The organism is Streptomyces sp. NPDC048650 (assembly GCF_043199095.1).
In the GTDB taxonomy this organism is placed as follows: domain Bacteria; phylum Actinomycetota; class Actinomycetes; order Streptomycetales; family Streptomycetaceae; genus Streptomyces.
Map to the genome: position 1 here is coordinate 21,723 of NZ_JBICVM010000029.1, position 6,256 is coordinate 27,978.

Genomic DNA, 6,256 nt, shown 5'->3' on the forward strand with positions numbered 1-6,256 from the left:
CACCGCGGACCCCGGACCTCGCCCGCCGCGACGGACGGGCAGCAAGAAGGAGCGAAGATGAACGACTCTCCGGGCTGGGCCTCGCCCGGATCCGTCCCCTCCGACGAGCCGGACCGCGGCACCCAGGAGCAGCCGGCCTCGGACGAGCCCCCCGCCGGCAAGCAGCCGTCCCCGCCGAACTGGTCCAAGGAGCAGCCGCCCGCCGGCCAGTGGTCCGCCCCCACCGGAATCCCCGGCCAGGCCGGCCCGGCCGACCAGAACCCGCAGGACGGAGCCCGTGCGCGTGCCGGCTCCGCCATCCCGGGCCAGATCGGCCGGCACGGACAGCAGGCGGGCAGCCCGCCCCCGTGGGGCGGCGGGCCCGGATGGGGCGGCGGCTGGGCCCCGGCCCCGCCGGCCGCCAAGCCCGGCGTCATCCCCCTGCGCCCGCTCGGCGTCGGCGAGATACTCGACGGCGCGGTCTCCACGATGCGCGCCCACTGGCGCACCGTGCTCGGCATATCCCTGATCGTCGCCGTCGTCTCGCAGACCCTCATCACGGTCGTCTCCGGACTCTGGCTCCAGGGCCCCAGCCGCCCGCCGTCCCCCGACGAAAGCTCCGGCCCGGCGCTGGGCGAGGCCATCCGCGCCATGGGCAACTCGCTCACCGCGAGCGGCGTCACCTCGCTGATCGGGCTCCTCGCCACCCTCGTCGCCACCGGCCTGCTGACCATGGTCACCAGCCGCGCCGTGCTCGGCCGTTCGGTGACCGCAGCCCAGGCATGGCAAGACGCCCGCGGCCAACTCCTGCGTCTGCTCGGCCTGCTGCTCCTGCTTCCCGCGATCCTCCTGGCCATCGCCGCGGTCGGGCTGGCGCCCGGTCTCGTGCTCGTCTCCACGGGTACGCTGGAGATGGGCCTGCTGCTCACCATCGTCGGCGGACTGGCCGCGACCATCGTGACCGTCTGGCTGGCGGTCCGCTACAGCCTCGCCTCCCCTGCACTGATGCTGGAGCGGCAGGGAGTCATCGCCTCCATGCGTCGCTCCGCCAAGCTCGTACGCGGCTCCTGGTGGCGGGTGCTGGGCATCCAGATCCTCGCCTACCTCCTGGTCGCCCTGGTGGAGTTCATCATCCAGATTCCGGCCACCCTGATCGCCTTCCTCATCAGCGGCGAGGACCTGATGGCCTGGGTGAACGGCACCAGCGACACCACCGGTTGGACCTTCCTGACCGTGATGGGCGTCGGAGCCGTCATCAGCTCGGCGCTCAGCTTTCCGATCAGCGCGGGTGTGACCGCCCTCCTCTACATGGACCAGCGCATCCGTCGCGAGGCCCTCGACCTCGAACTCGCCCGGGCCGCCGGCCTCCCCGGCTACGGCACGGACGCCGCGGACGCCGGCCCGGGCACTTCCCCGAGCGCCTCCGCCGACCCCACTTCGGGAAGCTGATGCGGTGACCACAGGGGGGAACTCGGCCGCACTCGGACGGCTCATGGCGGACGGCGACGATGACATACCGGTGCGGGTCCCGCGCCTCCCCGCCCGCGAGGCGGCGGAGCGCGAGCTGTCCGACCCGCGGTACCACCAACACGACCCCAACCCGGTCCAGCAGGCGCTGAATTGGTTCTGGGACCGTGTGGACGGCCTGTTCACGGCGGCCGCCGACGCCACCCCGGGCGGCTGGATCGGGCTGCTCGCCGTCGTGGCCGTGGTGGTGCTGCTGATCGGCGCGCTGCGCCTGAGGCTCGGCGCGCTGCGCCGCACCCCGTCCACCGGCGGCACACTCTTCACCGACGTCCCCCGGACCGCCATGGAGCACCGCTCGGCCGCCGACCGGCTCGCCGCCGGGGGCCAGTGGAACCAGGCAGTCCAGGAGCGCATGCGCGCGATCGTCCTCGCCCTCGAGGAGCGCGCCCTGCTCACCCCCGGCCCGGGCCGCACCGCGGACGAGGCCGCCGCCGCGGCGGGCCGGGCATTCCCCACGCACGCCGGCCGGTTGAGTGCCGCCGCCCGTACCTTCGACGACGTCGTATACGGCGGCCGCCCCGGCACCGAACGGGAGTACGCCCTCCTGACCGCACTCGACACCGACCTGCAACACGCAAAGCCCCACCTCGCCGCCGCGGCGACCCGGGGCCGCGGATGACCACCACACCGCCCCCCACAAAGGCGCTCTCCCCGACCGCCCGACACCTGTGGAAGCGCTCCCGAGGGCTGCTGCTCGCGCTCATCCTGCTCACCGTCACCGGTGTGGCCCTCGCGGCCCTTCAGTCCGGCGAACAGCACGGCAGGCTCGACCCCCGCTCCGCGGACCGCACCGGGAGCCGGGCCCTGGCCCAACTGCTGGCCGCCCGGGGCGTCACCACCCAGGTCGTCACCACCTCCGAGCAGGCCGCCGCCGCAGCCGGCCCCGGTACCACCCTGCTCGTCACCGATCCCGACGTGCTCACCCCCCGGCAGCTGACCGGCCTGCGTACCGCTACCGCGCACACCCCCGGCCGTATCGTCCTGCTGGCCCCGGGCCCGGCTACCCTCACCACCTTCGACACGGCCGTCACCACGGGATCCGAGGTCGGCAACTCGGCACGCCGGCCCTCCTGTTCGCTGCCGGCCGCCCGCCGCGCGGGCGCCGCCTTCCTGGGCGGTCTGCGCTACACCCTCACCGACGGCACGGCCGATCGCTGCTACCTCAGCGCCGGCCGGCCCACGCTCTTGCGCCGGCCGGGTGCCGCCGGCGGCCGCGACACCGTGTTCCTCGGTTCCTCCGACTTCCTGTACAACCAGCGCCTCGGCGAACACGGCAATGCCTCGCTGGCCCTGCAACTCCTCGGTGCCCACAAGCATCTGGTCTGGTACCTCCCCTCCGTGAGTGACCCGTCGTCCGCCCAGGACGACCAGCACGACTTCCTCGACCTCATCCCCTCCGGGTGGAGCTGGGCACTGCTGCAACTCGCCATCGCCGCCGTCTTCGCAGCCTTCTGGCGCGCCCGCCGGCTCGGCCCCCTGGTGCCCGAACGGCTCCCCGTCACAGTCCCGGCCGCCGAGACGACCGAAGGTCACGCCCGGCTCTACGAACAGGCCAACGCCCGAGACCGCGCTTCAGCTGTCCTGCGCGCCGCCACTCGCACACGGCTCGCCCCCCTCATCGGCGTGGCCCCCACACACGCCCACACCCCCGACATCCTTCTCCCGGCCGTCCATGCCCGTCTGATCTCCGCACCCGAGCCCGAACCGAGCCTGCACTCCCTGCTCTTCGGCGCGACGCCTGTGGACGACAAGGCCCTGGTCCACCTGGCCGACCAACTAGACGAACTCGAAACCGCGATCGTCACCGAAGAGAGGCACGCCCCCCGTGAGCACCCCGACCGCTGACAACGCCCGAGCGTCCCTCGAAGCGCTCCGCACCGAGATAGCAAAGGCTGTGGTCGGCCAGGACTCCGCCGTCACCGGCCTGGTCGTCGCGCTGCTCTGCCGTGGCCATGTGCTCCTCGAAGGCGTCCCCGGGGTCGCCAAGACCCTGCTCGTACGAGCCCTGTCGGCGACCCTCGAACTCGAGACCAAACGCGTCCAGTTCACCCCCGACCTGATGCCGAGCGACGTCACCGGCTCCTTGGTCTACGACGCCCGCAGCGCCGAGTTCTCTTTCCAGCCCGGCCCCGTCTTCACCAACCTCCTTCTCGCTGACGAGATCAACCGCACGCCTCCCAAGACCCAGGCATCCCTCCTCGAGGCAATGGAGGAGCGCCAGGTGACCGTCGACGGCACCCCTCGGCCACTCCCCGAGCCCTTCCTTGTGGCCGCCACCCAGAACCCCGTGGAGTACGAGGGCACCTACCCTCTCCCCGAGGCCCAACTGGATCGGTTTCTGCTGAAACTGACGGTCCCTCTCCCGGCCCGCCAGGACGAGATAGACATCCTCACCCGCCATGCGGACGGCTTCAGCCCCCGCGACCTCAAGGCCGCAGGCCTACGTCCCGTGGCCTCCGCCGCCGACCTCGAAGCAGCACGAGCCGCGGTCGCCAAGACCACCGTCTCCGCCGAAGTCACCGGCTATATCGTCGATATCTGCCGTGCCACCCGTGAATCCCCCTCGCTCTCCCTCGGCGTATCCCCCCGAGGCGCCACCGCCCTGCTCTCCACATCCCGAGCCTGGGCCTGGCTCACCGGCCGTGACTACGTCACCCCCGACGACGTCAAGGCCCTTGCGCTCCCCACACTCCGCCACCGCATCCAGCTCCGCCCTGAAGCGGAGATGGAGGGCGTTACCGCCGACTCCGTGATCGACGCCGTGCTCGCCCACCTCCCCGTCCCCCGCTGAGACGACGCCGTGGCCCTCACCGGACGCACCGCCCTCATCGCCGCAGCCGGCTCCGTTCTCGTCGGTTTCGTGCTCCCCAGCTGGCTCGGTGTACTCACCGTCCAACTCGTCCTGCTGATAGCAATCCTGTGCGACCTCGCGCTCGCCGCGCCAGTGCGAAAGCTCCATTTCACCCGCACAGGTGACACAACAGTTCGACTAACAGGCGAAGCCCACACGCACCTCACCATCACCAACCTCGACCGCCGTACCCTTCGCGCCCAGATCCGCGACGCCTGGCCCCCGAGCTCCTTCGCCCCAGGCTCGGACATCCCCGCGTCCCGCCACAGCGTCGACATCCCCGGCTCCGAGCGCAGGCGCCTCACCACCACTCTCCGCCCCACCCGACGCGGCGACCATCACGCAGTCCGCGTCACGGTCCGCTCCCACGGTCCACTCGGTCTGGCCGCCCGGCAGGGCAGTCACCAGGTCCCCTGGACCCTGCGCGTCCTGCCGCCCTTCACCAGTCGCAGGCATCTCCCCGGCAAGCTCGCCCGGCTCCGCGAACTCGACGGCCGCACCAGCATCCTGACCCGCGGTGAGGGAACCGAATTCGACAGCCTCCGCGACTACGCTCCCGGCGACGACACCCGTTCCATCGACTGGCGCGCCAGCGCCCGTCAGCAGACCCTCGCCGTCCGCACCTGGCGCCCCGAACGCGACCGCCGAATCCTCCTCGTCCTGGAAACCGGCCGCACTTCGGCCGGACGCGTCGGCGACATTCCCCGCCTCGACGCCGCCATGGACGCCGCGCTCCTCCTGGCCGCCCTCGCCACTCGTGCCGGCGACCGCGTCGACCTCCTCGCCTACGACCGCCGCGTACGAGCCTCCGTCCAGGGCCGAACCGCCCTCGACCTGCTCCCGGCCCTGACGAACGCCCTGGCTCCCCTCGAACCCGAACTTGTCGAGGCGGACGCCCGCGGCCTGGCGGCCACCATCCACCGCCGCACACCCCACCGGTCCCTCGTCGTTCTCTTCACCGGCCTGGACCCGGCCCCCGTGGAGGAGGCCCTGCTCCCGGTCCTCCCCAGCCTCACTCAGCGCAACGAAGTCATCGTCGCGGCCGTCGCCGACCCGCGCATCGAGGAGATGGCCGCCGCCCGCCACACCCCTCAGGCCATCTACGCGGCGGCAGCCGCAGAACAGTCCCGCGCCGCCCGCCATCGCATCGCCGACCGCCTCCGCCACCACGGCATCACGGTCGTCGACTCCACGCCTGACCATCTGGCCCCGGACCTGGCAGACGCCTACCTCACCCTGAAGTCCGCCGGCCGCCTCTGACAGCTACCGCCTCTGCGACAGGCCAATACGACGGACGGACCACACATGCCCACACCGGCCGACTACCTGGCCCTGGCGCGCACGCAAAGCGACGCCGCCATCCTGCATCGCCTCGCAGGATGCCCCTATTGCTTCGTCTGGCAGGCACTGGCCGCCAATCCCCACACCCCGCCCCGGACCCTTCTGGAGCTGACCACCGCCCGCGACAGCTCGTGGAACGACAACAGACTCCTCCGCTTGCTGGCCGAACATCCCCGCGCGGATCACGTGGTACTGCGGGCCACCCTCCACGCCACAGCCGCCAAACTCGCGCAGGGTGAGCGCCCCTATGCCGCGGTGCTGGCTCTGGCAGGGCGACCAGAGCTCGAAGCCGACGAAGTACGCCGGCTCGGAACTCTTCCTGGGGCTTCCGCTCGTCTGCGCAGGCTTCTTACCCGCAAGCTGAGTGCCCGTGCTTGACCCGCTTCGGTCGTAGCTGCGGTAGAGAGCACCACCCAGGCCGATCTATCCGCGTCCGAAAACGCGAAAAAGCCCCGCACCATATGGTGCGGGGCTTTCCCACAATGATTGTTCGGCGGCGTCCTACTCTCCCACAGGGTCCCCCCTGCAGTACCATCGGCGCTGAAAGGCTTAGCTTCC

6 protein-coding genes are annotated in these 6,256 nt (G+C 71.7%); all 6 read left to right on the forward strand.

The annotated features are described in order from the left end of the window. The first annotated feature begins 57 nt into the window (after window positions 1-57). Genes ACGFML_RS37965 through ACGFML_RS37990 form a run of 6 tightly spaced genes read left to right on the forward strand, consistent with a single transcriptional unit; the run spans window position 58 to window position 6,076 of the window. Window positions 58-1,428 (forward strand): hypothetical protein, encoded by a 1,371-nt coding sequence (locus tag ACGFML_RS37965; RefSeq protein ID WP_393550498.1) that lies wholly within the window; start codon window positions 58-60, stop codon window positions 1,426-1,428. 4 nt (window positions 1,429-1,432) lie between these two features. Then, window positions 1,433-2,125 (forward strand): DUF4129 domain-containing protein, encoded by a 693-nt coding sequence (locus tag ACGFML_RS37970; RefSeq protein WP_393550500.1) that lies wholly within the window; start codon window positions 1,433-1,435, stop codon window positions 2,123-2,125. After that, the gene (locus ACGFML_RS37975; RefSeq protein ID WP_393550501.1) at window positions 2,122-3,351 is read left to right on the forward strand and encodes a DUF4350 domain-containing protein; all 1,230 of its coding nucleotides are present in this window, start codon (window positions 2,122-2,124) and stop codon (window positions 3,349-3,351) included. The genes ACGFML_RS37970 and ACGFML_RS37975 overlap by 4 nt, the downstream gene beginning before the upstream one ends. Next, complete coding sequence (locus ACGFML_RS37980) at window positions 3,332-4,297, forward strand: AAA family ATPase (protein ID WP_393550503.1); 966 nt, start codon at window positions 3,332-3,334, stop codon at window positions 4,295-4,297. The genes ACGFML_RS37975 and ACGFML_RS37980 overlap by 20 nt, the downstream gene beginning before the upstream one ends. 9 nt (window positions 4,298-4,306) lie before the next feature. Beyond that, the gene (locus tag ACGFML_RS37985; RefSeq protein ID WP_393550505.1) at window positions 4,307-5,617 is read left to right on the forward strand and encodes a DUF58 domain-containing protein; all 1,311 of its coding nucleotides are present in this window, start codon (window positions 4,307-4,309) and stop codon (window positions 5,615-5,617) included. Between the two features lie 45 nt (window positions 5,618-5,662). Beyond that, the gene (locus ACGFML_RS37990; protein WP_393550506.1) at window positions 5,663-6,076 is read left to right on the forward strand and encodes a hypothetical protein; all 414 of its coding nucleotides are present in this window, start codon (window positions 5,663-5,665) and stop codon (window positions 6,074-6,076) included. The last annotated feature ends 180 nt before the right edge of the window (window positions 6,077-6,256 follow it).